Source organism: Neisseria sp. HMSC70E02, from assembly GCF_001838645.1.
Taxonomy (GTDB): Bacteria; Pseudomonadota; Gammaproteobacteria; order Burkholderiales; family Neisseriaceae; genus Neisseria; species Neisseria macacae.
Window position 1 is genome coordinate 37,499 of the sequence record NZ_KV838116.1, and the last position, 26,467, is coordinate 63,965.

The window sequence follows — 26,467 nt, forward strand, 5'->3', positions numbered from 1 at the left end:
TCGCCTTGTCCTGATTTAAATTTAATCTACTATACACGCGCGCTTGATGTGAAGCGTATCGACACTAAACAAAAGGTCGTCTGAAAACGATTTGGCAAACCCGCTACTTTCGTTTTCAGACGACCTTGTTTGTACTCGGCTCTTAAGCCTTGTTTTGCGCTGCCGCTATTTACACTGCCCCACAGCCGCCGGATAAACCGATACCTGCGTCTGCGTCAAGGCAAACAGGTTTTCAAGCTGCGTTTGTGCTTGGCGGTTGGCGTGATCCAAAATTTGGGCTTTGCACGCGCTGGCGAGAACTTGTTTTTTAGCTTCGTCCTGCACGGTTTTGAACACTGCCTTATCCACCGGTAAAAGGTTAAACGAGCCGGTTTGGATGTCGTACACCTCGATATTTTCCAAATCGACGCTGAGGATTTCTACGGGCGGCAGGCTGATGAGGACTTTTCCGTCCACGATATTGACGTTGTCGGCGTGAAGTTTGTCCAAATCCAAACCCGCCAACACTTTGCCGCGCACGATAAACAGGCCGCTTTGCGAATCCTGCCACAATCTGCGCCAGTCGCCTTTTTTCTCCGTGCGGATGATGGTGTCGATGTAAAAAGCCGTACTTTCCAAGCGGTTCATCTGCTTAATCTGCATCAAAACGCCTTCGCGCGAAATCGCTTCATGGGCGTTGTCGTTGCGGTGTTGGGCATAGAACCAACCGCCCGCCGCTGCGACTGCACAAAAAATAGATATTAAAATCAGTCGGTAAACCATTTTCATCAGGTTAAACCCTTTTCTATTGCGTTAAACTTAACGCCCATATTCTTTCAAATGTTCAGATTTCAAGCAAAGGTCGTCTGAAAAACCAATTTTTGTTTTTCAGACGACCTTCTGTCGAAACATTACCAAAAAGTAATAAAAAACCACCATCACACATAGTTTGCCTTTTGGTAAAGACAAGACTACAATCGCCTACATTCTTTCAGCCACACAACACATCATGAACACCACCGACCTGCGCCGCCGCAATCTGCGGCAATGGATAGCGGACAAATACGGCGGCCAGCAAACCCGTTTTGCCGAAGCCATCGCCATCAACCAAGGCGAATTGTCCGCCCTTCTGAAAAACAAATCCTTCGGCGAGAAAAAAGCCCGCAAAATCGAACAGGCGGCGCAAATGCCCGCCATGTGGCTGGATCAAGAACACGCATCAGCCCAACCCGACCATCAAGAAAGACGCACCATGCCCCATATTTCCTCCATCCCCGAAATCCTCGCCGACATCAAAGCCGGCAAAATGGTCATCATCACCGACGCGGAAGACCGCGAAAACGAAGGCGATTTACTGATGGCGGCGCAGTTCGTTACCCCCGAAGCCATCAACTTCATGATCAAACACGCACGCGGACTGGTTTGCCTGCCGATGGAAGGCAGCATGGTCGAGCGGCTCGGCCTGCCCATGATGACCCAGAAAAACGGCGCACAATACGGCACCAACTTCACCGTTTCCATCGAAGCGGCGCAAGGCATCACTACCGGCATCTCCGCCGCCGACCGCGCCCTGACCATCCAAACCGCCGTATCACCAACCGCCAAACCCGAAGACATCGTCCAACCCGGCCACATCTTCCCCCTGCGCGCACAAAAAGGCGGCGTCTTGGTACGCGCCGGACACACCGAAGCAGGCGTCGATTTGGCACAAATGAACGGACTCATCCCCGCCGCCGTCATCTGCGAAATCATCAACGACGACGGCACCATGGCGCGTATGCCCGAACTGACGAAGTTTGCCGAAGAACACGGCCTCAAAATCGGCACGATTACCGACCTTATCGAATACCGCAGCCGTACCGAAAGCTTGCTCGAAGACATGGGCAACGCCCCCGTACAAACCCCGTGGGGCGAATTCCAGCAACACGTTTACGTCGACAAACTCTCCGGCGAAACCCACCTCGCCCTCGTCAAAGGCAAACCCACCGCCGACACCGAAACCCTCGTCCGCGTACACGAACCCTTCAGCGTCATGGACTTCATCCAAGCCAACCCGCGCCATTCCTGGTCGCTGCCCAAAGCCCTTGAACGCATCCAGCAAGCCGACAGCGGCGTCGTCATCCTCCTGCACCGCACCGAAGACGGCGCCACCCTGCTCGACCGCACCCTGCCCAAAGGCGCCAACCAAGCCTACAAATGGGACAGCAAAAGCTACGGCATCGGCGCGCAAATCCTCGCCGGCCTCAACGTCGGCAAACTGCGCGTATTAGGACAGCCCTCCGCCTTCACCGGCTTGACCGGCTTCGGCTTGGAAGTCGTCGGTTTTGAAGAAGCAGAAAACAAATAAACCGCCCGTCTTATCAAAAGGTCGTCTGAAATCCCGATTCCGGTTTTCAGACGACCTTTTGCTATAAATTACCTGATTCAGCCAACCTCCCATGAAAATTATAGTGGATTAACTTTAAACCAGTACGGCGTTACCTCTCCTTAGCTCAAAGAGAACGATTCTCTAAGGTGCTGAAGCACCAAGTGAATCGGTTCCGTACTATCTGTACTGTCTACGGCTTCGTCGCCTTGTTCTGATTTAAATTTAATCCACTATATTACTATAATTTATTTCAAATAAAAATAATAATATAATAATTATAAAATAATTCAAGAATAATTTTTATTGTATTTAAAATACAAATATAGCATAATACTCATCATCAAAAAGGATATTCTCCTCCTGATATCTTATTTAACTCTAAAAACAAAAGGATATAATTATGTCCAACAGCTTTATCGACCGCCGCACAGAAATATATAACCAACGAAATCAAAATAAGATTACGTTGAGTTTACGTTTATCCATTAAAGATGATTTGATTTTGCAAGAGCTTGCCGATGCTTGGGAAACAACCCGCCAAGACATCATTAATGATTTAATTCAAGAATTCATTATTCAAGACTGGGAGAACAAACGAATGATTGACAAACAAAAAGACGAAGAATTTGATAATTCAACTACAACACGATATTTCTTATTAAATACTAATAGTGCCAACGACCTGGAAGACCATAATTTCATGATGACAAACCAAGTAGCTGCTGCATTTGAAGATGGCTACAAAGAAAAAATCTGTCGGATTAAAAAAGGAGACTATGTATTCCTATACGCCTCCGGACAAGGAATTGTTGCATATGGTCAAGCAACAGGAATCGTAGAGAAAACTCATCATTATGGTATTGATAATAAAACATTTTTTCAGAAATTAGAACATTTTGTCGATTTAAGTCAAAATCCAATCAAAGCAAGACAGGTTAAATCCATTTTGGGACGTTCTTTTCCTTTTGCCCAAACATTATCTCAGATTACTGATGGGGAAAAACTTTTGGAGAATCTCAAATAAGACAAAGTAAGGCTACAAGTATCCTGTAAAACGGCAGTTAAATTTCAAAAGGTCGTCTGAAATCCCGATTCCGGTTTTCAGACGACCTTTTGCTATAATACCCGCCAGTTTGAAAACGGAAGAAACCCATGTCCCGAATCGCCGCCCTGCCCGACCACCTCGTCAACCAAATCGCCGCCGGCGAAGTGGTCGAACGCCCCGCCAACGCCCTCAAAGAAATTGTCGAAAACAGCATAGACGCAGGCGCGACGGCGATTGAAGTCGAGCTGGCAGGCGGTGGCATCCGCCTCATCCGCGTCAGCGACAACGGCGGCGGCATCCACCCCGACGACATCGAACTCGCGCTCCACCGCCACGCCACCAGCAAAATCAAAACCTTAAACGATTTGGAACACGTCGCCAGCATGGGCTTTCGCGGCGAAGGCTTGGCAAGCATCGCCTCCGTCAGCCGCCTGACCCTAACCAGCCGCCAAGACGGCAGCGCGCACGCAACCCAAGTCAAAGCCGAAGATGGCAAACTCAGCAGCCCCACTGCCGCCGCCCACCCCGTCGGCACCACCATCGAAGCCGCCGAACTCTTCTTCAACACCCCCGCGCGGCGCAAGTTCCTCAAATCCGAAAACACCGAATACGCCCACTGCGCCACCATGCTGGAACGCCTCGCACTGGCGCATCCGCACATCGCCTTCTCGCTCAAACGCGACGGCAAACAAGTGTTCAAACTCCCCGCCCAAAGCCTGCACGAACGCATAGCCGCCATCGTCGGCGAAGACTTTCAGGCGGCATCCTTAGAAATCGACAGCGGCAACGGCGCGCTGCGGCTCTACGGCTCCATCGCCAAACCCACCTTTGCCAAAGGCAAAACCGACAAACAATACTGCTTCGTCAACCACCGCTTCGTGCGCGACAAAGTTATGCTCCACGCCGTCAAACAGGCATACCGCGACGTATTGCACAACGCCCTCACCCCCGCCTTCGTCCTCTTCCTCGACCTGCCGCCCGAAGCCGTGGATGTCAACGTCCACCCCACCAAAACCGAAATCCGCTTCCGCGACAGCCAGCAGGTACACCAACTCGTGTTCCACACCCTCAACAAAGCCCTCGCCGACACCCGCGCCGACTTGACCGAAAGCGTCGGTAACGCAGGCGAAGTGTTGCACAAAATCACAGGCATCCGTCCCGCGGCAACGTCGTCTGAAAACGAGCCTAGCGGGTTCCACCCAAACCCGACCGCGTCGTCTGAAAACATTTTCGCCGCTGCACCAAGCACACACGCTTCCGAACCGCGCAACGCCTTCGGTTCAGGCAAAACCGCCCCCATGCCCTATCAGGCAGCACGCGCACCGCAGCAACGCAGCCTGTCCCTGCGCGAAAGCCGCGCCGCCCTCAACACCTACGCCGAACTCTTCAAAAACACCGCAGCCGATGAAGCCGATATCGAGTTGGCACAATTCGAACAAGCCTGCTTCGGCAATACGTCCGCCACGTCGTCTGAAATCCCCGTACACGCCTTTTCAGACGACCCCAAACCCGAACTGCCGCCGCTCGGCTTCGCCATCGCCCAATTATTAGGTATCTACATCCTCGCCCAAGCCGAAGACAGCCTGCTGCTCATCGACATGCACGCCGCCGCCGAGCGCGTCAACTACGAAAAAATGAAACGCCAGCGGCAGGAAAACGGCAACCTGCAAAGCCAACGCCTGCTCATCCCCGTTACCTTCGCCGCATCCCACGAAGAATGCGCCACCCTCGCCGACCACGCCGACGCACTGGCAGGCTTCGGATTGGAACTGTCCGACATGGGCGGCAACACCCTCGCCGTCCGCGCCGTCCCCGCCATGCTCGGCAAAGCCGACGTCGTCTCGCTCGCCAAAGACGTATTGGGCGAACTCGCCCAAGTCGGCAGCAGCCAAACCATCGAAGAACACGAAAACCACATCCTCGCCACCATGTCCTGCCACGGCTCCGTCCGCGCCGGCCGCCAGCTCACCCTGCCCGAAATGAACGCCCTCCTGCGCGACATGGAAAACACCCCGCGCAGCAACCAATGCAACCACGGCCGCCCGACCTGGGTGAAACTGACGCTGAAAGAACTGGACGCACTGTTTTTACGCGGACAATAATGAAATATGGCCGAAAGACATAAAGCTGTCTGAAAAACCACCGATACGGATTTTCAGACAGCCTGTTTATAAAAAATTCGATTATGAACAAAACAGCCCTTTGCATCCCCCTCATCTTGTTCACGCTGCCCGTTTATGCAGGAAAAACAAGCTACAACAAACCTGAATACTGGCGACTAATCCACTCCGACCCCGCCCAAGGAAAATCCATATACGGCAACACACTCGTCCGTTCACTTTCTCCGGGAAATTCGATAATAGAAATACGTTACGAAAAACCTAAGCCGATTATTCCGAACGAAACGATAAACGGCAGAAGTCGAATCATTGGCAAGGATTACGTCAAAACCCGTTTCAAATTCCAAATCGACTGCAAAAACAAAGAAATCTCATATGAAGAGAGCGCATTTTTTGACAGCAAGGATAAACTCAGTGCATACGAAATCTTGCCGGTAGAAGAGTTAAAATGGCATAAAATAAAAATCGGTTCGACTGCCGAAAAATTCTACCGCTTTACTTGCGAATTCTGAGGAGGGATATGATATTAAGGAATACAAAAGGCCGTCTGAAAATTCTTTCAGACGGCCTGTTAACTTTAATCCGCTCAATACTCAATCCTGTCCCAGCAAGCGTAGGTTGGGTCAAGACCCAACAAAGGCTCTAATCTTTCTGTAATGTTCAATTTTCAATCTAACCTACTACCAACAATGGGAATATTTTAAATGAATTGTTTAGATTTATTGGCATATATCGAAAAAAGGCCGCTTATGTATTTAAGCGAAAAAAATATAAAGATTTTAGAAAGTTTTATAACAGGATATTATCTATGTGAAGGACTCAATGATATACCTAGTCAAAAGATGATATTTTTAGAGAAAAATTTTATTACTGGCTAATTGAGCAGTTTGATTTTCTTCAAACCACCCATACATGGCGTGGTCTGATTGAACAGATTGCCAAATTTGAAAATCGGGATGAGTTTGACTGTTTCTTTGATTACTTGAGACTGTTCAAAGAAAATTATGGGATTGTTTCAACAGAACTTGAGCTAACGTAAACTCTACCTACCACTCAAAAATTACTTTCATCATTAATTTATATAATTTTATTCAAAAATTTAATATAACTTTTTTCTTATACTGAGTTTTTTGCCAATATTCTTGATACATAACAAGGCAGTCATATATTATTTTGTATAAAGACTCATTTTTTCTTTTTATCCTTTCTATAAATCTGAAATTTATAATTATTTTTTCTTCGAGCAACCAACTCAAATCTTGCATACATTCATCTAGCGCATCGTAATTAAATCCAAAATAATCTGGAAAGTATAACTTCTCACTCATAATTTTTAAAAAACTGCTTGATGTTCCTAAGCTTCCCAAATTAATATCTACAACAAGAGTATCATTCATTGCAATATTACCTCTAAAAATGCTTCATATTCATAATACCCTGTTGAGTTATACAAATTTTTAATAAACATATTATAAATTATGATATCAATCATTATCACAATAATAAACACTTATTGGTAGGCTAACTTTGTATTTTGCCAACTCTGCTAATAATTCACTATTGAAAATTTCAAAATTGCATTGATCTGAATAGTAAGCCTCAATAAAAATTCTAAGATCATCAGCATTATTTAATCTTAATAATTGATGATTTTTTCTAAAAAAATCTACGAATTCCTGTTCATATTCACTATCCCAATATTCTTTTGAAAATTCATTTTTGTGATTTACTACCAGACATCCATAATCATTTATTTCCCCAAATTCATCCTCTCCTCCAACATCAAAATAGTCAGTAACTTCAAGAGAAGTCTCAAGGTTATTAACCATTTTACTAGGCTTGAAATTATCGCCAAAAATCATAATTGTAAACCTTAGATACATAAAAATACTCCTTTCGTTTCATAAATTTATCATCTATTCAGAACATCTTGCCGCTCAAATTCCCCTTGCCATCAATATTTCCACTTTTAGCAAGCGTAGGCTAAGTTAAGCACCAACAAGAACCTTGAACATTCTACAATATCCAATTTTCACCCCAATCTGCTATTAAATCAAAGGTTTCAGACGACCTTTCCCCTGAATTCAATCAACAGTAAAATGGTCTCATGGGTTAAAACTCGACCTACTGTTGCTTATCAAATAAATTCCAGCATTCGGGAGCATCATTTTCAAAGAAAATAAAATTATTTAATTCTTCATTATTTATATTTTTTAAAAATACCCCAGTATAAAAAATTTCTAGTATTTCTTTATAGGTAATACTATTACTAGGCATCAAAAAAACTGACCCACTATAAAAATTTAGAATATTTCCTAATTTAATTTCATCATAATTTTCAATACAATATAACATGCTTATTCGTATTTTCTCCTGATTTTCTATGGAAAAATTAAGCATCTCCGGTTTTAATAATTCATTAATAATAACCTTCTGCCCTTTTTCTGTAGATATATCCAAACCTACATATTTAGATATATCTACATGTGCGCTTTCAAGAATTTCACCATCGATAATACTCAATAAATTAAGCACGTAAAATGTATTGATTTCTTTCTTCATTGTTACATCCTAGGAGTTAATTTACTTTAGCGTGGGCCTTACCCACGAAAAAACTATCACACAATCCATCTTTTAAAAAACCAAATAAAAACGTCGTTTGAACCCCCAAAATCCGTTTTTTCAGACGACCTTTCCCCTCCCCAAACCACCTACTTCCTCTTTTTCAGCAGCCTCAACGCATTGCCCACGACAAACAGCGAGCTGATGCTCATGCCCAATGCGGCGATCCAGGGTTTGACGTAACCCAAGACAGCGAGCGGGACGGCGATGATGTTGTATGCGCTTGCCCAGGCGAGGTTTTGGCGGATGATTTCGCGCGTGCGGCGGGCTTGGGCGATGGTGGCGGGCAGGATGTTCAAGTCGTCGTTGAGCAAGACCAGATCGGCGCCGTCGCGTGCGACATCGGCGCCTGCTGCAACGGCGGCGGATACGTCGGCTTGTGCGAGGACGGGGGCGTCATTGATGCCGTCGCCGACCATCAAGACTTTTCTGCCCTGTTTCTGCAAGTCTTCCACATAGGCGAGCTTGTCTTCGGGCGAGGCTTCGGCGCGGTAGGTGTCTAAACCGAGTGTCTGCGCGACTTGTGCAACGGCATTGGTGCGGTCGCCGCTGAGCAGGTGGGTGCGGATGCCTTGTTGTTTGAGGATGTCGAGCATGGCGGCGGCGCTGTCTTTGATTTGGTCTTCGAGTAGGAAGATTGCTTGGAAGCCGCTTTGGTTGCCGAGGAACACCATGCTGCCTGCGTATTCGATGTTGGCAGCTTGGTCAGGCAACACGCCGGCTATTCCGGCGACGAAATCTGCGCGTCCCAATGCCCAAACTTGGGTTTCGTCTTTATAAGTCATTTGCGCGCTGACGCCTTGCCCGATGCGGTTGACGCGTTGTGAGACTGTGTATTCGGGCGCGGGGTCGGGGTCGTCTGAAAGCGTGTGGTTCAAGATGGCGCGGGCAATGGGGTGTTCGGATTGTTGCTCCAGGGCTTGTGCGGCGGCGAGCGCTTCTGCTGTTTTCAGACGACCTAAGGGGATGATTCGGCTGACGGAAAGCTGTCCTTTGGTCAGCGTGCCGGTTTTGTCGAACACGACATCGTCGATTTGGGCGAGCGTTTCGAGGCTTTGTTTGCCGCTGATTAACACGCCGTCGTCGGCAAGCGCGCCTGTGGAGGCGGCAAGCGCGGTCGGCGTAGCAAGCGAAAGTGCGCAGGGACAAGTGATGACCAGCAGCGCGACGGTAATCCACAAGGCGGTTTGCGCGTCTGCATACCATGCCCAGCCGATGAAAACGGGCACGGCAAGCAGCAGCTCGCCAAACACGAAGCTAGAGGCGTATTTCTCGGCAAGCTCGGCGGCGCGCGGTTTTTGGGCGAGCGCGCGGTCGAGCAGTTTGACGATGTGCGACAGGCGTGTGTTGTTGCCAGTGCGGTCGGTTCGGATAACAAGCGGGCTGCCTGTATTGAGCGTGCCTGCGGTAACGTTTTCAGACGACCTTTTAACCACGGGCAGGCTCTCGCCCGTCAGCATGGCTTCGTCCACTTCGCTCTCGCCGGACAACACCGTGCCGTCCACAGGGATGACTTCGCCGGGTTTGACGACGATCACGTCGCCCGCCTGAAGCTGTACAACCGCCGCTTCTTCAATTTCCTCGCTGTCGGGATAAGACGGAAGGCGGTGGCAGAACGCAGGGACGAGTTTCACCAGCCGCTCCGCCGCATCTCCTGCCCTGCGCCTTGCGATTTGTTCCATAAACCGCCCGCCCAGCAGGAAAAACAGCAGCATGGCGATGGATTCGAAATACATCCCCTGCCCCGCATTGACGGCAAGGCTGTAAATGCCCGCGACAAAGGTCATCACGACCGCAATCGCAATCGGCGTATCCATGCCGACTCGGCGGTTTTTCCAATCGCGCCATGCGCCGCGGTAAAACGGCAACGCGCTGTAAAACACGACGGGCAGTACCATCAAAAAGCCGCCCCAGTGCAGGATTTCCAAAAACAGCGGCTCAATGTCGCCGCCGTAAAGATACGTCGGCACGGCAAACATCATCGTCTGCATCATGCCCAAACCCGCGACCGCCAGCCTGACGATAAACTGTTTGCGCTCTTTCTGCGCCTGCGCCTCGACTTTTTGCGCATCATAAGGCGCGGCGGTATAACCCGTTTTGCGGATTTTCAAAAGAATGTCCGACAGCGCGATTTTGCCCTCGTCCCACACCACGCGGCAGCGGTGCGTACTGTAATTCAAATCCACGCGCACCACGCCAGCCGTCCGCAAAAGCTGCTGCTCAATCAGCCATACGCACGCCGCGCAGGTAATGCCGCCCAGCATCAACACCGCCTCGCGTTCATCCCCTTCCCCGACCTCGACAAAATCCGCCTGCACTTCGGGCAAATCGTACAATTTCAGTTGCGACAACACTTCCGGCGGCGGCAATTCGGATTTTTCCGCGTCGGCGGTACGCTGTTTGTAATAATTGCCCAAACCTGCATCAATAATGCTCTGCGCCACCGCCTGACAACCCGCGCAGCAGGTTTCATGGTCTTCATTTTCGTAGCGGACGGTCAGATGGATGTGTTCGGGGACTTCCAAACCGCAATGGAAACAGGTTCTTTCCGTTTGATTCATAATATGTGCCTGATGGTGTGCCGGCAGGTGGTTTGCCGCTTGAAACTTGGATTTGAAATGTTTAAAAATGTAAACTTTATTAAAGTGTCGCTTTTTAGCAGGTTTTTAAAAAAATTTTACAAAACGTTTATTTTAAAACAATTTGCATATTTTTATATTATTTATTTATATTTTTCAATGATATATCCGTTTATCAATAGACGAACGGTTACCCTGCCATACCGCATATCGGTCGAATTTACCGATTATTTTAATGTAAAAACGGAACTTTTTTAAAAAAACACCATACATTTTTGTTGACCGACTCAATTTGAAGCTGCATACTATGCGCATATTCCGTACAAACAGTACAATAAAAAATACAAAACATTACGCTTTTACACAAAATTTTTCATTAACTTCTTACTCGGGAAAACATCATGATCGACCGCCTGCTACCTATTTTTGCCGTTATCGGCATCCTGTCCAGCGTCGCCTACCTGAGCTTGGCGGCATGGATGATTTACGAAAACGTTTTGAAAAAACGCCGCCTCCTCCCCCTCTAAGCGGGAAACCTTTTAAACGGCCGTTTGGAATAAAGATAAACCCTCCCTGATTTATCTTTGTTTTCCAAACGGCCTTTATTTTTCAGACGACCTTTTGAAACACGCGGCAGCAAACGATAATCGAAATCGAAATTTGACCCGCCGCCCTTCCCATTGAGAAACAACAGCAGTCAAAACGCCTTGTTTTTATTCGGATTCGCAGTTTTCAGACGACCCCTTGCCGCCGTTTTCCAACGCCCGTTCAATCATCGCCTCACGCAAAGCATCCAAGCCCAGACTTTTCGCAACCGAAATATTCACGCCGACGGCGCGTCCCGAATTGTCCCGCAACACGCCCGCCCCGCGCACGCCTTCCGGCAGCAGGTCGATTTTGTTGTACACGACAAGCTGAGGCACTTCATCCGCGCCGATTTCTTCCAAAACCACATTCACATCGTCCATCTGCCGCTCGAAATCGGGATTGGACGCATCGACGACGTGCAGCAACACATCCGCCAAAGCCGTTTCCTCCAGCGTCGCCGAAAACGCCGACACCAGCTTGTGCGGCAAATCGCGGACGAAACCAACCGTATCCGTCAGAATCACACCCGCCTCGTGTGACAAAAACAAACGCCGCGCCGTCGTATCCAGCGTGGCAAAAAGCTGGTCTTTCGCCAACACGTCCGCCTTGGTCAGACGGTTGAACAGGCTGGATTTGCCCGCGTTGGTATAACCGACGATGGCAAAGGTTTTCAGACGACCTTCCATCCGCGATTTTCGGCGCGTGGCACGTTGTTTTTTCACTTGCGCCAACTGTTTTTTCAACGCCGTGATTTTCTGCCCGATTAAGCGGCGGTCGGTTTCCAACTGCGTCTCGCCCGGCCCTTTCAAGCCGATACCGCCCTTCTGACTCTGCAAATGCCCGTAGCCGCGCACCAGCCGCCCGCTCAAATGGTTCAACTGCGCCAGCTCCACCTGCAATTTACCCTCCTGCGATTGGGCGCGTTTGGCAAAAATCGCCAAAATCAGACCCACACGGTCGAGGACGCGGCATTGCAGGATTTTTTCCAAATTGCGCTCCTGCGTCGGCGTCAATTCATGGTTGAACACCGCCAAGCCGATATCGTGCAGCTTCACCGCCGCCGCCAGCTCCTCCGCCTTGCCCGTGCCGACGAAATAAGCCGTATGCGCCTTGTCGCGCTTGGCGGTTTCCCGCAACACCAGCTCGCCGCCCGCCGCCGCGACCAATTCCGCCGCCTCGTCCAAGGTCGTCTGAAAAGTCCGCTCGCGCACTTCGTTCGCGCCCGAATAATCCGCGCTCAACATCACCCCGACCAGCATCACGCGTTCGGGTTGCTCCAAAGATTTGTCGACGGGGAAAATGTTGCGTTTGGACAAGGAAAATCCTTTCTTTTTTTGAAAAAACGGAAAGCGGCATCCATCCGTTTGATGGCTCGACCGCTCTCTGCCCTATCTCTGTTTGGCATGCCGCACGCTCCGTTGGAGGCGTTTGTTGACGCGATTGCGTGCTGCGTCAGCATCTTACACCATCCGACCGTGAAAGCATAATCAAGAAAGGTCGTCTGAAAACCGGATTGGGGTTTTCAGACGACCTTTTGTTTGTTTAAACGGTTTGAACAACGCTTCAGGCGGCTTGTTCGTGCAGCGTGTGGAGGCAGCTTTGCGCGGGGTTTTCTTGAAACCACTTCAATTCGTCACGCAGGGAAACGACTTCGCCGATGACGATCAGTGCGGGACGCGGGGCGTCTTCTGCCAGCTCGGACAGGTTTTTCAGACGACCTGTCACGACGCTTTGGTGCGGGAGCGTGCCGTTGGAGACGATGGCGACAGGGGTGTCGCCGCTGCGTCCGTGCGCCATCAGTTTTTCGGCGGTTTCGGCGGCTTTGAGCGTGCCCATATAGACGACCAGTGTTTGGTTGCTTAGGGCGAGCGTGCGCCAGTCGGGTTGGTAGCCGTCGTGTTTGCTGTGTCCGGTAACGAAGAGCGCGCTTTGGGCGCAGTCGCGGTGTGTCAGGGGGATGCCTGCGTAGGCGGTCGCGCCCAGTGCGGCGGTGATGCCGGGGATGATGCGGTAGGGGATGTTTGCCTGCCGCAAGACTTGGGCTTCTTCGCCACCGCGCCCGAAAACGAAGGGGTCGCCGCCTTTGAGCCGGACGACGCGCAAACCTTGGCGGGCGTATTCGACCAGGAGGCGGTTGGTTTCTTCTTGTTGGACGTGGTGTGAGCCTGCGCGTTTGCCGACGCTGATTTTGTCCGCGTCTTTGCGCACCATGCTTAAGACGTCGTCTGAAACCAAGGCATCGTGGAACACGACATCCGCCGCCTGTATCGCCTGCAAAGCGTGCAAGGTGAGCAGCCCTGCGTCGCCGGGACCTGCACCGACAAGGACGACTTCGCCTTTTGCCGCGCCGAAACCGTCAAGCTGCGCGGCAAGTTCTGCTTCGGCGGCATCAAGGTTGCCTTGGGCGGCGAGTGCGTTAAAGCGGCTGTCGAACAGGTTTTCCCAAAAACGGCGGCGGTTTGCCGTGCCTTTGATTTTGGCTTTGACCGCGTTGCGCCATTTGCCGGCGAGTGCCGCCATTTGACCGGTGTGCAGCGGGATGAGCGTTTCGATGATTTGCCGCCACTTGCGCGCCAAAACCGGAGCGGTCGCGCCGCTGGAGACGGCGATTTTGAGCGGGCTGCGGTCGATGACGGCGGGGACGGTGAAGGAACACAAATCCGCGGTATCGACGGTGTTGCAGAGTTTCGCCCGCTGCTCCGCCGCTTGGAAGATGCGGCGGTTGAAGGCGTAATCGTCGGTGGCGGCGACGGCGAAAAACACGCCGTCCAAATCGTCCTCGTGAAATTCGCTGCCCAGCCATTCGATTTTGCCTTCGTCCGCCCATTTTTGGAAAACGGGATTGAGTTCGCGGGCGACAACCCTGACCGCAGCCCCTGCCTGCAACAGGCTTTCGGCTTTGCGTTCCGCCACTTTGCCCGCACCCGCCAGCAGGACGGGGCGGCCGTTCAAATCGGCAAACAGGGGATAATGGTTCATGGCGTGTTCTCTTATTAAGCTATCGTGCCGCCCATCTTAAAATCCCGCAGGCTTCGGCGGAAAGAATGGTTTTTGCTTATCTTATCGAATTTGGTTATATGTGCCGTTTCCGTTGCCGCGCGGCAAAAAGGTCGTCTGAAAACGCCAATCCCTTTTCAGACGACCCCGCCAATATAACGAAATCATCTTTGCTTCAAACAAACCATTCTTTCCGTTTTTCAGACGACCTCTTTAGAGTACCGCCTATCCGAGTTTTGCTAAAGAGAACAATATGTCTATTCAAAACCACCACCTAGACTGGCTCGAAGCCGAGTCCATCTACATCATCCGCGAAGTCGTCGCCGAGGCGAAAAATCCCGCGCTGCTGTTTTCCGGCGGCAAGGATTCCGTCGTTTTGCTGGCGCTGGCGGTCAAAGCGTTCAAACTCGAAGGCCGCCCGCTCAAGCTGCCGTTCAAGCTGCTGCACGTCGATACGGGGCACAATTACCCCGAAGTGATTCAGTTCCGCGATGAAACCGTCGCGCGCACGGGCGTGCAACTGGTGGTCGGCAGCGTCGAAGATTCCATCAAAAAAGGCACGGTCGTCCTGCGCCGCGAAACCGATTCGCGCAACGCCGCGCAGGCGGTTACATTGGTGGAAACCATTGAAGAACAAGGCTTTGACGCGCTGATGGGCGGCGCGCGGCGCGATGAGGAAAAGGCGCGGGCGAAAGAGCGGATATTTTCGTTCCGCGACGAATTCGGACAATGGGACCCGAAAAGCCAGCGTCCCGAACTGTGGTCGCTCTACAATACGCGGCTCTTTAGCGGCGAAAATATGCGTGTGTTTCCCATCTCCAACTGGACGGAACTCGACATCTGGCAATACATCGCCCGCGAAAACCTCGCGCTGCCGCCGATTTATTACAGCCACAAACGCGAAGTCGTCGAACGCGGCGGGCTGCTCGTCCCCGTTACCCCGCTGACGCCGAAACGCGAAGGCGAGGTTTCCCAAATCCGCGACGTGCGCTTCCGCACCGTCGGCGACATTTCCTGCACCTGCCCCGTAGCCAGCACCGCCGCCACGCCCGAAGACATCATCGCCGAAACCGCGGCGGCCACTATCTCCGAGCGCAGCGCCACGCGCATGGACGACCGCGTGTCCGAAGCAGCGATGGAAGAGCGTAAAAAGGCGGGTTATTTTTAAGCGGAGCAATCCGACCAAACCCGCGGCATTCACAATATTTATAGTGGATTAACTTTAAACCAGGACGGCGTTACCTCTCCTTGCCGTACTATCTGTACTGTCTGCGGCTTCGTCGCCTTGTCCTGATTTATGTTAATTCCACTATAAATCTGAATGTTTCCCTGCCCAAGGTCGTCTGAAACCGATTTCAGACGACCTTTTATTGATACAAATCTAAAAAAACTATTTGCATCACACATGAACTTTAACCAAACAATGCCCCGCACCCAAGCCCAAAGCGAGCGTTTGATTCCGACACCAAATCCGCGCCATTGCCCTTTCCACCTTCAACTTGACCACCCATCCCGATTCCCATTTACCCGCCGTACACAGGATAACGATAAAACTGAAACAAACAATGAGTGTTATAATAAGTAAACCGACACACCCGACAGGTCGTCTGAAAAGGAGTAATCGACATGCCCCGACGCGTCTTTATCGTACACGGTTTTGAAGGCAATCCGCACGGCAACTGGTTTGACTGGCTCTCGGCACAAGTCCGCGCCGCAGGCTTCCAAGCCGACTCGCTGGCGATGCCCAATCCCGAACGGCCGACGGTTTCTTCGTGGCAGTTCGCCCTCGACCAAGTCATCGGCAAGCCCGACGAAAATACCTTCTTAGTCGGACACAGCCTAGGCTGCATTACCCTTCTGCACTTCCTCAGCCGCCAGCAGCCCGAAAAAATCGGCGGCTTGGTACTGGCGGCGGGATTCTCCGACCCCCTGCCCCCGCTGCCCGCCCTTGACGCCTACATCAAAGGCGCCGCGCCCGAATTCGACATCCTGCGCAAAATCCAAATGCCCAAACACTGCATCGTCTCCGACGACGACACCCACGTCCCGCCCGAACTGACCCTGGACATGGCGGACAAACTCAAAAGCCCCGTCACCCACATCGCCCAAGGCGGACACCTGATGGCATCCGACGGCTTCACAGAACTGCCGCAGGCTTGGGAAGCCTTAAAACCGATGCTGGAAGCCAAAATCTGACCCGAACGAATCAAGCACCCGTCCGTACAAACCTGCATACCCGTTTCCAAACACAATCCGGTCCGAAACACCCATACGGACACCCGATACAGCCGATAAGCCTATTCAAACGAAGCCTTTGGGTTTCAATATAGTGGATTAAAATTGCAATGATACGGCGTTGCCAACGCCCTTATGTACTACCCGTACACGGCGGGCGTTGCCGCCTTGTCTCATTTTTATTTTAATCCACTATAAAATTCGGCAACCCCTGAAACCATCCTCGAACGAAACCCCAAAAACACACCGCTTCCCATAAGAAAGGTCGTCTGAAAATGCTTCACGCTTGTTTTCAGACGACCTTTGGTTTGAAGTTTCGGTGTTTTGGGGTTTACGCCTGCGGCTCGCTCTAGCTACGCTCATTTACCCAACTTTTTCAACTGTTTGGCAGCATCTTGATTGCCTGACGCTACAACACGGCGGCAGTAGCGGGCGGCTTTTTTCAGACGACCCGCTTGACTTTGCCTCTTGAGGGTTTACAGTACGGTCTTGGATATTTTCTACAATCTAGGATGAAATCCTGCAAGCATTTGCGTTTCGACATTTGGGCGCATCGTTGGCGTTAAAGTGTTGCGGCGTTTGTCGGATTTCACGATATTTGCCCACAGAAAGGAAACCCTATGGAAACCCTCACGCTTTATATCGACGGGATGACTTGCGGCGGTTGCGTCAAAAGTGTTACCCGTATTTTGACCGGCATCGACGGCGTAGCCAAAGCCGAAGTCAGTTTGGAAAACAAAAATGCCGTTATTGAATTCGATCCGGCGAAAACCAATGCGGCGGCGTTGATTGACGCTGTGGAAGACGGCGGATACGACGCGGCTTTGTGATTGCTTGCGAAAAGGTCGTCTGAAAACGGCTGATTCGGTTCTATATGAACCGGAATCCGTTTTCAGACGACCTTTTTTTACGTTTTCGCCGGATATAGTGGATTAACTAAATCAGAACAAGGCGAGGTAACGCCGTACTGGTTTAAAGTTAATCCACTATAATAAAAACAAGATTCCGTCTCGGCGGCGGTCGTCTGAAAATGAAGCCTGCTTTTCAGACGACCTTATAACCAAAATTGATATCCGCCGAAGCAAACATTATTTCCGCTTTTTATTCTTTCGAGATAAAGTGCTTTGTAATCACTGCCTGTTCATGCTTGGTGCGTTACGTCCTTATCGGCAATGAATCGGGCGAATTGTTTTCCGAATTTTTCAGGAGTGTCGAATGAATATCCGCATACTGTCGCTGGCTGCCGTCATTGCCCTTTCCGCCTGCTCGCCCAAGTCCGAACAGGCTGCCGACAAGGTGGCTGCGCCGGCGGCAAACGGCAAGGGCATTACGCTTTTAAATGTGTCTTATGATGTGGCACGGGATTTTTACAAAGAATATAACCCGTTATTTATTAAAGAATATCAGGCAAAGCATCATGGCGAGTCTATTGAAATCCAGCAGTCTCACGGCGGCTCCAGCAAGCAGGCTTTATCTGTGGCGAACGGTTTGGCGGCGGACGTGGTGACCATGAATCAGACTTCCGACATCGAGCTGCTCGAACAAAAAGGCTTGGTCAAATCCGACTGGGCAAAACGCCTGCCCGACCAAGCCGTGCCTTATACCAGTACGACAGTTTTCCTCGTCCGCAAAGGCAATCCAAAGCAAATCAAGGATTGGAACGATTTGACCAAAGACGGGGTAAAAATCGTACTCGCCAACCCGAAAACCACGGGCAACGGCCGCTATGCCTTTTTGGGCGCATACGGCTACGGTTTGAAGGCGTTTGGCGGAGATGAAAGCAAAACCAAAGAATTTGTCGCTGCCTTACTGAAAAACACGCCGGTATTTGAAAGCGGCGGCAGGGCGGCAACGACGACGTTCAGTCAGCGCAATATCGGCGATGTTTTGATTACTTTTGAAAACGAGGCGAATCATGTCAGCAAAAAACTGACTCAAGATCAATTTGAGATTGTTTATCCGAGCTACACGATTTTGTCGGAAACGCCGGTTGCCGTCGTGGACAGCGTGGCGGATAAAAAAGGTACGCAGCAGGCGGCGCAGGAATATCTGTCCTACCTTTGGAGCAAACCCGCCCAAGAGCTTGCCGCCAAATTGTATCTGCGTCCGCGCGACAGCGAAGTCCTCGCCGCACACAAAGCTGATTTTCCGGATATCGAAACGTTCAATCCGAATGAAAAATTCGGCACATGGCCGGAAATCATGAAGAAATATTTTGCCGACGGCGGCTTGGTGGACCAGCTCTCGCCCAAACGCTAAAAGAAACAATCCGCCCAACCGGCACGCCTTGTGCCCTACCCGCTTCGGCTTGCCAAACAGGCGCAAACAGCCCGAAACCTTTTTTCAGTCAGGTTTCGGGCTGTTTTGCTTTTGAATGAACGGCATCTTTTCAGACGACCTTGTCCATATCGCACATATCCTACTAGAAAATTTCATGCAGACTATGGTTTTTGAAAATACCCTGTTAGATCATATATTTCAGCTGTTATAAATTTATTTCTATTCTATATAGTTTCAAGTTTGGTGAGATACGACTTAACTAATGAGCTAACATCAACGAATAGAAGGAACTTCTCTATTTTTAGAAACAAATATAGGCCAATTTCCAATAATAGATTTGTTTATATCCATTGTTTCTAAATATTCTTTTGACTGATATGGGAAAAACCACCCATCATCATTTTCTCGTATATGAGATTCAACTATTAATAATGACATTCCTATTTCTTGCTCTATTTGACTTAAAAAAGATACTGCAATTTTCTTTGCTTCTTGATAAGTAATTATCATGGAAATACTCCAACAAACTTGACACATCATTTCACACACGGATTGTCTAAAACGACTGAGACATCGCGTTCGGCTTTGTTCATATAGGTCATGCGGACTTTCTTGCCTTTGAATTCTGCCTCGACGACGGATTCCAACGTGGCGACATCTTGGATGAAGCCGAATTTTTTGTCTTTTGCGGAAATGAATTTGACTGGTTTTTCATGAAACAGCGAGTAGAAAGACACGCCTTTATTATCTGCGGTCACGGCGCATTGCGTTTTGCTGTCGGTGGCGATAACGGAAGAAAGCGTATGAGGCTTGTGGGTACGGTCGGCGAAGGTGGTGTAGGAATCATACGATCCGAAGCTGATCCTTAATGCAAAGGTATTGCCAAGCCATTCATAGCTCGTCCTGTCTTCGGGAAGATTTTTTGCAATGGCTTTTTTGCTTGCAAAGAAAGAGCATTCTTGAGTTTTATGGTTGCAGACTTTTCTGACGCTGAACTGTTTGTCCGGAGAAGTAATGACGGTTGCGGCGGCAAGGCTGTTTGCGCTTGCTGCGGCGAACACACAGCTTAAAAGAAGTGAGCGGATGGGAAGGGACGGTTTCATTTTTTGTTTGGTGTATCGGTTGGTTTTTAATCTTGATTGAGTGGGTTTGAATGCAATGACGCACTCAATAATACCTGTGGCGGAATGACTGCCGATATGTTGATTTCAATCTATCAAACAGATAATCCGAAGGTCGTCTGAAACTGCTTTTTGGCGTTTCAGACGACCTTTATTTGCTTTGCGGCGCGGGTTTAGCGGAAGAAATCGCCCATGCCTGCGGGCAGACCTTGGGTGAATGCGCCCATGGTTTTGTTGGTGGTTTCTTCGGCTTTTTCAGAAGCGGCGTTGATGGCGGCAAGCACCAAATCTTCGAGCATTTCTTTGTCGTCTGCGGCTTCTTGAATCAGGTCGGGGCTGATTTCGAGTTTACGCACGACGTGGGCGCAGGTCATCACGACTTTAACCAAGCCGTTGCCCGCTTCGCCTTCTACTTCGGTCTCGGCAAGTTTCGCTTGCGCTTTTTTCATGTTTTCCTGCATTTGCTGCGCCTGTTTCATCAGGCCGCCTAATCCGGCTTTTCCGAACATATTTAAAACTCCTGTGGTTGAATCGTTAAGGTTATGGGGTCATACCGTTTGGTGTAAAGGGTCGTCTGAAAGCGGGTTGACGGTTTTCAGATGACCTGAATGTTTATGTATCCGAAGGGAAACGGAAATTCTCGATTGCCGTTATTCCGCCTGCTCCGCCAGTTCCAAAGAATCAGGCTGCCATTGGGCTTCGAAAACTTTTAAAACCTGACGCGCGGTTTCGTCGGCTTCGAGCAAATCCTGTGCCTGCTGCCTGCCTTCGAGCTGGAGGCGTTGGCGGCGCATGGTCGGGGTTTCCCAGCCCGCGTCGTCGCGCCACGGTTCGGTTTGCAATTTCAACGGCAGGCCGTAGGCTTCGGCAAGCGTGTTTTTGATTTTGTCGAGCCGCTCTTTGTTGGCGGTCGCGCGCGCTTCGTCGGTCAGCGACAGCATCATTAGATGGCTGCCTGCGTCGTAGTGCGTCCATGCGGCGTGTTGCGCCAGCATTTGCGCGGCACCGAGCTTGCGGGCGAAATGTCGGACGATTGCCGCCCAGTTTTCAGTAGAAAACTCGGGCAGCGGGGCGAACTGCGTGCCGTCTTCGTCGTCGCCGTCTTCTTCAGCTTCCGATTCTGCTTCTGCCGTATCGGCAGGGACGGCGTGCTCCCAGTCCGGCGGCGGTGGCATTTCAGCGCTGTCTGCTACGGGATAGTCATGCTCGGGCGAACCGTAATCGTAGAAAGGCTCTGCGGGAGCTTCATGCGCAAATGCTTCTGCTTCCACGGTTTCTTCAATCGGGGTCGTCTGAATCGGGTTTTCAGACGACGTCTCAGACAAGGAAACGTCGGCTTCGTTGTTTACTGCCTTGTTATCGGAAACTTGGTTTTCAGACGACGTTTCGGCTTGAGGGGTCGTCTGAAACGGCGTTTCTGCTTCGTTTGCGGACGGAGTGTTTGTCTCTGCTGCGTCAGAGGTCGTCTGAACGCTCGCATCCGCCGTTTGGGCGGGCGTGTCCGATACGGTTTCCACATCGCTCGGCGCGTCTTCCCAAGGTGGAACGTCGTTGTTTCCTTGAGTCGAAACCGGTTCGGCAACCTTGTTTTCAGACGACGTGGCAAGCGCAGGGGGCGTCTGAACGGGCGGTTTGGCGGCTTCAGACTGGGGAAGTTGCAAAGGCTTTTTTGCGGTATGGACACCCGTTTCGGCAGAATGCAGCTCGGTATTTTCAATATGTCCGCCAACGTTGTGCGCATCCGCCGCCAGCGGCGCAAACGCAAGCATACGCAGCAGGGTCATGACGAAGCCGGCGTATTCGTCGGGCGCAAGGCTCAAATCCTGTTTGCCGTGGATAGTGCATTGATAATAAAGCTGGATTTGTTCGCCGCTGAGTGCCTGGCTCAGTTGCAACAGGGTTTCGCGCTCAGGGTCGTCGTGTGCCAAAGCGGAAGGAACCGCCTGTATCAAGGCGAGGCGTTGCAACAGCATGGCAAGTTCGCTCAACGCGCTGTCAAAGCCGATGGCGCGCGCCGCCATTTCCTGCGCTTTCGCCAGCAGGGCTTCGCCGTCTTGGTTGACGATGCCCGCCAGCAGTTCGTACAGATATTGCTTGTCCACCGCGCCTATCATTTGGCGGACGTCTTGTTCGGCAACGCTGCCCGAACCCATGGCAATGGCTTGGTCGAGCAGGCTCAGGGCATCGCGCATCGAGCCTGCGGCGGCACGGCCTAAAAGTTGCAGGGCGGCGGGTTCGTAGGCGATGTTTTCGTTGTTTAAAACATGGGCAAGGTGGTCGGCAACCTGTTGCGAAGTCATGTTGCGCAAGACAAATTGCAGGCAGCGGCTCAAAACGGTAATGGGGACTTTGTGCGGATCGGTGGTCGCAAGGATGAATTTGACGTGTTCGGGCGGCTCTTCCAGCGTTTTCAGCATCGCGTTGAACGCGCTTTTAGAGAGCATATGCACTTCGTCGATGATATAGACTTTGTATTTGCCGGCGGTCGGCGCGTATTGGGCGTTTTCCAATACTTCGCGGATGTTGTCGATGCCGGTATTGGAAGCTGCGTCGATTTCCAGCAGGTCAACGTAGCGTCCGGTGTCGATTTGCGTACAGCTTTGGCACACGCCGCAAGGCTCGCCGTGTTGCGCGTTTTCGCAGTTCAGGCTTTTCGCCAGAATACGGGCGATGGTGGTTTTCCCCACCCCGCGCGTACCGGTCAACAGGTAGGCATGGTGCAGGCGGCCTTCGTCCAGCGCGTTGCGCAAGGCTTTGACGACGTGTTCCTGACCGACTAAATCGGCAAAGGTTTTCGGACGCCATTTACGGGCAAGAACTTGATAAGCCATAAGGTTTTCTCTGCTGGAAATAAATCGGAAGGTCGTCTGAAAAGTGGTTGAACGCCTTTCAGACGACCTTGGAAGATGACGGGTATTTTAGCATTTTTTTGATTTTTATTAAGGATTTTCTGCCTGCATATCGGGAAAGGCGCGTGTATAATCGTTAGAATATTACAAAATCTAAAATATCTTGAAGAACAAATCACTATGTCTGAAATCATCTTACGCAATCATTCCGCATCCATGCAGATAAACACCTTGGGTGCATATGTGGACAATTTGGTTTTACACGGTCGGGAAGTGTTATTCCCGAAAACCAGCGTCCAAGTCGGCACTGATACAAAATTACGCGGCGGGATGCACGTCTGCCTGCCGCAGTTCGGACCGGACAGTAAAAACCATTTGGCGCAACACGGTTTCGGCAGAACCTCTACTTGGCAAATCCGTTATCAAAACGAATCGGATGTCGGCTTGAGATTGATCAGTACGGCAAAAGGCTACGAAAACGTCGAATGGCTGCTGGATTACAGCCTGCCGAACGAAAACGAAGCAGTCGCTACATTGACCGTCTGCAATTACGGCGACGCGCCCGTGCGCACTTCGCCCGGTTTCCATCCCTATTTCCCCGCCGTCGGCACCCAATTCGATTTCAACGGCGCGCCCTACGACGCCGACTATATTGCACACACGGAATTTGTCGCTTCACCGTCGGATACACATGTTGCGTTTGACGGACTGAAACTCGACATCCGAACGCAAAACCTGCCCGTTTACGCGCTTTGGAGCGACCGCAACGGACAATACACCTGCGCCGAGCCTACCGCCGAAGGCAACGCCTTTTTATCGCCTGCGCGCGGCGGACAGTTTGTTTCCGGACATGGCAAAAAGCGTTACGGCATGAAAATCCGTTTGATTGCTTGAGTTTGGAGTGGATTTGTTTCAGGCCCTCAAATAAAAAACCACCTTGGAGAAGGTGGTTTTTAAACATTACAAACCGTTGTTGTTGATTGCATTCGCAATGTCGCGCACGGCGGTAACATACATCCGGCTGTTGTTATACTGCCAAACCGTATAGAAATTATTCAGACCGAGATAATATTCAAATACGCCCGGACTGGTTTCCAAACTGAATAAAACGGCTTTCTCATTGTCGGCAACCGCTTTTTGCGGAACCACACCCATTGCTTTGAAATCCGCAACGGTACGATTCAATGCGGTTTTTTCATCAATGATGGCTTTTAAATCAGGCGTAATCGTCAGATTGACGGGAACAATCATTTTGCCGCCTGTTTTCCAGCCGTGTTGCTTCATATAATTGGCAACAGAAGCGGCAACGTCGCCGATATTGTTCCAAATATCGCGGTGTCCGTCGCCATCATAATCGACCGCCCATTTGCGATAGCTCGAAGGCATGAATTGCGGCATACCCATTGCGCCCGCATAACTGCCTTTGAAGTCAAAAACATTCTCTTTTTCTTCTTTCGCCATCAGCAAAAGCTCAATCAGCTCGTTTTGGAAAAACTCGGCACGGCGCGGATAATCAAAACCCAAGGTACTCAAAGCATCGGCAACGCGGAAGCTGCCTGTATTTTTACCGTAGTTGGTTTCAATGCCGATAATCGCCACAATCAACTCGGCAGGTACACCGTATTTGCGTGCCACATCATCGATAACGGCACGGTTGGCGGCGTAAAACTGTTTGCCGCCGTTAAATTTCGTCGCGCCGGAGTTGCCCGTGCGGAATTCATACCAAGGGCGGGAAGTTGACGGGCGGTACATGATATTGATGATATTGCCCTTGTAAACCACGCCATTGAAAAAGTTTTGCAGCTCGGCTTCTGTAAACTGCTTTTTCGCTGCCTCATAACGGATAAACTGGCGGACATTGGTATTGGCATTAAAGCCGCTGCTGGCAACCGATTCCGCAGCAGAATCAAAAGCAGAACGCTGGTTTTTGCTTTGATTGATTGGCTCAACCGTTTTAGCAGACTCAACGTTTGTTTTGGTTGTATTGCAAGCAACAAGCAGCAACGCGGTTGATATTGCGATGAAAGGGATAAGTTTTTTCATATCTGAATTTATAGTCACTAAGGAAGCAGTCTTAATTATGCAAAAAGGTCGTCTGAAAGACGGTAGGAATATACATTCCCTTTCCTTTCAGACGACCTTTTAAGACTGTCTATTACTCGGCAGCCGCAACAACAGCAACGGTAATCGCAGCAACAGCGTCAGTGTGCAGAGCCACTTCAACTTCGTACTCGCCTACGGCTTTCAGAGGGCCGTTAGGCAGGCGGACGTTGGATTTTGCAGCTTCAACGCCTGAAGCAACAATCGCAGCAGCGATGTCGGCATTGGTAACGGAACCGAACAGACGACCGTCCACACCGGCTTTTTGAGCAATAGTGATGGTTTGACCGTCCAGTTTTTCTTGACGTGCTTTAGCATCGGCCAAGATTTCGGCTTGTTTGGCTTCCAATTCGGCACGGCGTGCTTCGAATTCTTTCATATTGGCTTCAGTAGCGCGTTTGGCTTTGCCGGCAGGAATCAGGAAGTTGCGGGCGTAACCGTTTTTTACGGTAACGATGTCGCCCAAGTTGCCCAAACCGCCGATTTTCTCTAACAGAATAATTTGCATGATTTAAACTCCAAAATTATTTGTGTTGATCGGTGTAAGGCAACAGAGCCAAGAAGCGTGCGCGTTTGACTGCAGTAGCCAATTGGCGTTGGTAATGCGCTTTGGTGCCAGTGATGCGGGCAGGGATGATTTTGCCGTTTTCAGAAATGAAGTCTTTCAGCAGATCAACTTGTTTGTAATCGACTTCTTGGATTTTTTCAGCCGTAAAGCGGCAGAATTTTCTACGTTTGAATGATTGACGAGCCATTGTCGTTTAACCTTTATATTCTTTAATGTTCTGTATGCGGAGTATCGGCCTTGGGAAGCGTTTGCTTCGCTGTGCGAGAAAGCCTTCTGCTTCAACCATCGTATCTTGCCGATACTGCCATTCTTCAGCCTGCTTACCTAAAATACGCGCGGGAATTTCAAAACTGACCAAGCATTTTTGCCCGTTTTCTTCCTGCCAAGATTCATGCTTTAACATAATATCCAAAACAGGGATTCCTGCCGGCGTATATCTCAAGGATTCAACCTTGTAAATCAGGGCGGTAAGCTTTGTAAGATTATCCAATCTTATTCAGCTGCTGCAACTTCTTCAGCCGCACCGTTCAGCAAGTTTTTTGCTTTTTCGCCGCCCAGCATAGGAGAGGCTTCGGTTACAGCATGTTTTGTTTTGATGGTCAGATGGCGCAGTACGGCATCGTTAAAGCGGAAAGCGGTTTCCAGCTCTTCAACTACTTCAGGAGTAGTTTCGATGTTCATCAAAACATAGTGTGCTTTGTGGATTTTGTTAATCGGGTAAGCCAGTTGACGGCGGCCCCAGTCTTCCAAGCGGTGGATTTTGCCGCCGGCTTCGGCAATCATGGTTTTGTAACGTTCAACCATAGCAGGCACTTGCTCGCTTTGATCAGGATGAACGATAAACACGATCTCATAATGACGCATGTTATCTCCTTATGGATGATTAAATACAGCCTTTTGCCATGCGAAAGCAAAAGGCAAGGTTGAAAGCGTCGGATTATAACCGAAATTCAAGCCTGTCACAAGCATACAATGCTGCCTGAAAATATAGTGGGTTAAATTTAAATCAGGACAAG

The 26,467-nt window shown here is 50.2% G+C and carries 26 protein-coding genes; 10 read left to right on the forward strand and 16 right to left on the reverse strand.

Going from position 1 to position 26,467, the window contains the following annotated elements; all coding sequences use genetic code 11:
• Positions 1-165: 165 nt before the first annotated feature.
• Positions 166-768, reverse strand: a complete 603-nt coding sequence (locus tag HMPREF3277_RS10635) for a DUF4230 domain-containing protein (protein ID WP_070773395.1) — start codon at positions 766-768, stop codon at positions 166-168.
• 217 nt (positions 769-985) lie between these two features.
• Between HMPREF3277_RS10635 and ribBA the strand changes: the two genes are divergently transcribed.
• The 4 genes from ribBA to HMPREF3277_RS10655 all read left to right on the forward strand — a co-directional run bounded on the left by ribBA (position 986) and on the right by HMPREF3277_RS10655 (position 6,024).
• Positions 986-2,326, forward strand: a complete 1,341-nt coding sequence (gene ribBA, locus HMPREF3277_RS10640; RefSeq protein ID WP_210401171.1) for a bifunctional 3,4-dihydroxy-2-butanone-4-phosphate synthase/GTP cyclohydrolase II — start codon at positions 986-988, stop codon at positions 2,324-2,326.
• A 421-nt stretch (positions 2,327-2,747) separates the two neighbouring features.
• Complete coding sequence (locus HMPREF3277_RS10645) at positions 2,748-3,371, forward strand: EVE domain-containing protein (protein ID WP_070871098.1); 624 nt, start codon at positions 2,748-2,750, stop codon at positions 3,369-3,371.
• A 128-nt stretch (positions 3,372-3,499) separates the two neighbouring features.
• Complete coding sequence (gene mutL, locus HMPREF3277_RS10650) at positions 3,500-5,494, forward strand: DNA mismatch repair endonuclease MutL (RefSeq protein WP_070871099.1); 1,995 nt, start codon at positions 3,500-3,502, stop codon at positions 5,492-5,494.
• Positions 5,495-5,577: 83 nt separating this feature from the next.
• A complete protein-coding gene (locus tag HMPREF3277_RS10655; protein WP_070871100.1) occupies positions 5,578-6,024 on the forward strand; it encodes a hypothetical protein in 447 nt (148 codons plus the stop codon).
• 579 nt (positions 6,025-6,603) lie between these two features.
• Here the strand turns inward: HMPREF3277_RS10655 and HMPREF3277_RS10660 are convergent.
• The 4 genes from HMPREF3277_RS10660 to HMPREF3277_RS10675 all read right to left on the reverse strand — a co-directional run bounded on the left by HMPREF3277_RS10660 (position 6,604) and on the right by HMPREF3277_RS10675 (position 10,695).
• Entirely contained in the window at positions 6,604-6,909 is a 306-nt protein-coding gene (locus tag HMPREF3277_RS10660; RefSeq protein ID WP_003780659.1) for a barstar family protein, read from the reverse strand.
• 87 nt (positions 6,910-6,996) lie between these two features.
• Complete coding sequence (locus tag HMPREF3277_RS15405; RefSeq protein ID WP_241429712.1) at positions 6,997-7,374, reverse strand: interleukin; 378 nt, start codon at positions 7,372-7,374, stop codon at positions 6,997-6,999.
• Between the two features lie 262 nt (positions 7,375-7,636).
• Complete coding sequence (locus HMPREF3277_RS10670; protein ID WP_070871101.1) at positions 7,637-8,074, reverse strand: hypothetical protein; 438 nt, start codon at positions 8,072-8,074, stop codon at positions 7,637-7,639.
• Positions 8,075-8,223: 149 nt separating this feature from the next.
• Positions 8,224-10,695, reverse strand: a complete 2,472-nt coding sequence (locus HMPREF3277_RS10675; protein ID WP_070871102.1) for a heavy metal translocating P-type ATPase — start codon at positions 10,693-10,695, stop codon at positions 8,224-8,226.
• A 419-nt stretch (positions 10,696-11,114) separates the two neighbouring features.
• Between HMPREF3277_RS10675 and HMPREF3277_RS15750 the strand changes: the two genes are divergently transcribed.
• Entirely contained in the window at positions 11,115-11,240 is a 126-nt protein-coding gene (locus HMPREF3277_RS15750) for a hypothetical protein (RefSeq protein ID WP_003757417.1), read from the forward strand.
• A 186-nt stretch (positions 11,241-11,426) separates the two neighbouring features.
• Here the strand turns inward: HMPREF3277_RS15750 and hflX are convergent, their stop codons facing one another.
• Both hflX and cysG read right to left on the reverse strand, forming a co-directional pair.
• Positions 11,427-12,617, reverse strand: coding sequence for a GTPase HflX (hflX, locus tag HMPREF3277_RS10685; RefSeq protein ID WP_070871103.1), 1,191 nt, complete (start codon positions 12,615-12,617; stop codon positions 11,427-11,429).
• Positions 12,618-12,864: 247 nt separating this feature from the next.
• Complete coding sequence (gene cysG / locus HMPREF3277_RS10690) at positions 12,865-14,280, reverse strand: siroheme synthase CysG (protein ID WP_070871104.1); 1,416 nt, start codon at positions 14,278-14,280, stop codon at positions 12,865-12,867.
• A gap of 271 nt (positions 14,281-14,551) precedes the next feature.
• On the opposite strand from cysG, the gene cysD reads away from it, so the two are divergent.
• From cysD to HMPREF3277_RS10710, 4 genes are all read left to right on the forward strand, one after another.
• Positions 14,552-15,466, forward strand: a complete 915-nt coding sequence (gene cysD / locus HMPREF3277_RS10695; RefSeq protein WP_003757409.1) for a sulfate adenylyltransferase subunit CysD — start codon at positions 14,552-14,554, stop codon at positions 15,464-15,466.
• 458 nt (positions 15,467-15,924) lie between these two features.
• On the forward strand, positions 15,925-16,494 hold the full coding sequence (locus HMPREF3277_RS10700; RefSeq protein ID WP_070871105.1) for an RBBP9/YdeN family alpha/beta hydrolase: 570 nt from the start codon (positions 15,925-15,927) through the stop codon (positions 16,492-16,494).
• Positions 16,495-17,153: 659 nt separating this feature from the next.
• Positions 17,154-17,363 (forward strand): heavy-metal-associated domain-containing protein, encoded by a 210-nt coding sequence (locus tag HMPREF3277_RS10705; RefSeq protein ID WP_070871106.1) that lies wholly within the window; start codon positions 17,154-17,156, stop codon positions 17,361-17,363.
• 385 nt (positions 17,364-17,748) lie between these two features.
• Positions 17,749-18,792, forward strand: a complete 1,044-nt coding sequence (locus HMPREF3277_RS10710; protein ID WP_070871107.1) for a sulfate ABC transporter substrate-binding protein — start codon at positions 17,749-17,751, stop codon at positions 18,790-18,792.
• A gap of 294 nt (positions 18,793-19,086) precedes the next feature.
• Here the strand turns inward: HMPREF3277_RS10710 and HMPREF3277_RS14010 are convergent, their stop codons facing one another.
• The 4 genes from HMPREF3277_RS14010 to dnaX form a co-directional block, all read right to left on the reverse strand.
• A complete protein-coding gene (locus HMPREF3277_RS14010; protein ID WP_003757392.1) occupies positions 19,087-19,323 on the reverse strand; it encodes a YrhB domain-containing protein in 237 nt (78 codons plus the stop codon).
• Between the two features lie 26 nt (positions 19,324-19,349).
• Positions 19,350-19,916 (reverse strand): hypothetical protein, encoded by a 567-nt coding sequence (locus tag HMPREF3277_RS10715; RefSeq protein WP_070871108.1) that lies wholly within the window; start codon positions 19,914-19,916, stop codon positions 19,350-19,352.
• A 191-nt stretch (positions 19,917-20,107) separates the two neighbouring features.
• A complete protein-coding gene (locus HMPREF3277_RS10720; RefSeq protein WP_003744574.1) occupies positions 20,108-20,443 on the reverse strand; it encodes a YbaB/EbfC family nucleoid-associated protein in 336 nt (111 codons plus the stop codon).
• A 141-nt stretch (positions 20,444-20,584) separates the two neighbouring features.
• Complete coding sequence (gene dnaX / locus HMPREF3277_RS10725; protein WP_070871109.1) at positions 20,585-22,765, reverse strand: DNA polymerase III subunit gamma/tau; 2,181 nt, start codon at positions 22,763-22,765, stop codon at positions 20,585-20,587.
• A gap of 198 nt (positions 22,766-22,963) precedes the next feature.
• Here dnaX and HMPREF3277_RS10730 point away from each other — a divergent pair, with 198 nt between their 5' ends.
• Positions 22,964-23,677, forward strand: a complete 714-nt coding sequence (locus HMPREF3277_RS10730; protein WP_070679090.1) for an aldose epimerase family protein — start codon at positions 22,964-22,966, stop codon at positions 23,675-23,677.
• A gap of 66 nt (positions 23,678-23,743) precedes the next feature.
• On the opposite strand, the gene mltB is transcribed toward HMPREF3277_RS10730, so the two are convergent.
• From mltB to rpsF, 5 genes are all read right to left on the reverse strand, one after another.
• Entirely contained in the window at positions 23,744-24,826 is a 1,083-nt protein-coding gene (gene mltB, locus HMPREF3277_RS10735) for a lytic murein transglycosylase B (RefSeq protein WP_070871110.1), read from the reverse strand.
• A 112-nt stretch (positions 24,827-24,938) separates the two neighbouring features.
• Positions 24,939-25,391 carry a 50S ribosomal protein L9 gene (gene rplI / locus HMPREF3277_RS10740; RefSeq protein WP_003743490.1) on the reverse strand — a complete coding sequence of 151 codons (453 nt, stop codon included), beginning with the start codon at positions 25,389-25,391 and terminating at the stop codon, positions 24,939-24,941.
• Between the two features lie 16 nt (positions 25,392-25,407).
• Complete coding sequence (gene rpsR, locus HMPREF3277_RS10745; RefSeq protein ID WP_003678863.1) at positions 25,408-25,638, reverse strand: 30S ribosomal protein S18; 231 nt, start codon at positions 25,636-25,638, stop codon at positions 25,408-25,410.
• Between the two features lie 6 nt (positions 25,639-25,644).
• The gene (gene priB / locus HMPREF3277_RS10750) at positions 25,645-25,947 is read right to left on the reverse strand and encodes a primosomal replication protein N (RefSeq protein WP_176662357.1); all 303 of its coding nucleotides are present in this window, start codon (positions 25,945-25,947) and stop codon (positions 25,645-25,647) included.
• Complete coding sequence (gene rpsF, locus HMPREF3277_RS10755) at positions 25,944-26,315, reverse strand: 30S ribosomal protein S6 (protein WP_003757376.1); 372 nt, start codon at positions 26,313-26,315, stop codon at positions 25,944-25,946. Before rpsF ends, priB begins: the two co-directional genes overlap by 4 nt.
• Between the last annotated feature and the right edge of the window lie 152 nt (positions 26,316-26,467).

Coding starts and splice junctions, on each gene's coding strand:
- HMPREF3277_RS10730 (WP_070679090.1), top strand. CDS start 22,964: ATGTCTGAAATCATCTTACGCAATCATTCCGCATCCATGCAGATAAAC.
- HMPREF3277_RS10655 (WP_070871100.1), top strand. CDS start 5,578: ATGAACAAAACAGCCCTTTGCATCCCCCTCATCTTGTTCACGCTGCCC.
- HMPREF3277_RS10715 (WP_070871108.1), bottom strand. CDS start 19,916: ATGAAACCGTCCCTTCCCATCCGCTCACTTCTTTTAAGCTGTGTGTTC.
- HMPREF3277_RS10635 (WP_070773395.1), bottom strand. CDS start 768: ATGAAAATGGTTTACCGACTGATTTTAATATCTATTTTTTGTGCAGTC.
- HMPREF3277_RS15750 (WP_003757417.1), top strand. CDS start 11,115: ATGATCGACCGCCTGCTACCTATTTTTGCCGTTATCGGCATCCTGTCC.
- HMPREF3277_RS10720 (WP_003744574.1), bottom strand. CDS start 20,443: ATGTTCGGAAAAGCCGGATTAGGCGGCCTGATGAAACAGGCGCAGCAA.
- HMPREF3277_RS10660 (WP_003780659.1), bottom strand. CDS start 6,909: ATGAATGATACTCTTGTTGTAGATATTAATTTGGGAAGCTTAGGAACA.
- cysG (WP_070871104.1), bottom strand. CDS start 14,280: ATGAACCATTATCCCCTGTTTGCCGATTTGAACGGCCGCCCCGTCCTG.
- HMPREF3277_RS15405 (WP_241429712.1), bottom strand. CDS start 7,374: ATGATTTTTGGCGATAATTTCAAGCCTAGTAAAATGGTTAATAACCTT.
- rpsF (WP_003757376.1), bottom strand. CDS start 26,315: ATGCGTCATTATGAGATCGTGTTTATCGTTCATCCTGATCAAAGCGAG.
- cysD (WP_003757409.1), top strand. CDS start 14,552: ATGTCTATTCAAAACCACCACCTAGACTGGCTCGAAGCCGAGTCCATC.
- HMPREF3277_RS10645 (WP_070871098.1), top strand. CDS start 2,748: ATGTCCAACAGCTTTATCGACCGCCGCACAGAAATATATAACCAACGA.
- mutL (WP_070871099.1), top strand. CDS start 3,500: ATGTCCCGAATCGCCGCCCTGCCCGACCACCTCGTCAACCAAATCGCC.
- HMPREF3277_RS10670 (WP_070871101.1), bottom strand. CDS start 8,074: ATGAAGAAAGAAATCAATACATTTTACGTGCTTAATTTATTGAGTATT.
- HMPREF3277_RS10705 (WP_070871106.1), top strand. CDS start 17,154: ATGGAAACCCTCACGCTTTATATCGACGGGATGACTTGCGGCGGTTGC.
- HMPREF3277_RS10700 (WP_070871105.1), top strand. CDS start 15,925: ATGCCCCGACGCGTCTTTATCGTACACGGTTTTGAAGGCAATCCGCAC.
- HMPREF3277_RS14010 (WP_003757392.1), bottom strand. CDS start 19,323: ATGATAATTACTTATCAAGAAGCAAAGAAAATTGCAGTATCTTTTTTA.
- dnaX (WP_070871109.1), bottom strand. CDS start 22,765: ATGGCTTATCAAGTTCTTGCCCGTAAATGGCGTCCGAAAACCTTTGCC.
- rplI (WP_003743490.1), bottom strand. CDS start 25,391: ATGCAAATTATTCTGTTAGAGAAAATCGGCGGTTTGGGCAACTTGGGC.
- mltB (WP_070871110.1), bottom strand. CDS start 24,826: ATGAAAAAACTTATCCCTTTCATCGCAATATCAACCGCGTTGCTGCTT.
- HMPREF3277_RS10710 (WP_070871107.1), top strand. CDS start 17,749: ATGAATATCCGCATACTGTCGCTGGCTGCCGTCATTGCCCTTTCCGCC.
- rpsR (WP_003678863.1), bottom strand. CDS start 25,638: ATGGCTCGTCAATCATTCAAACGTAGAAAATTCTGCCGCTTTACGGCT.
- HMPREF3277_RS10675 (WP_070871102.1), bottom strand. CDS start 10,695: ATGAATCAAACGGAAAGAACCTGTTTCCATTGCGGTTTGGAAGTCCCC.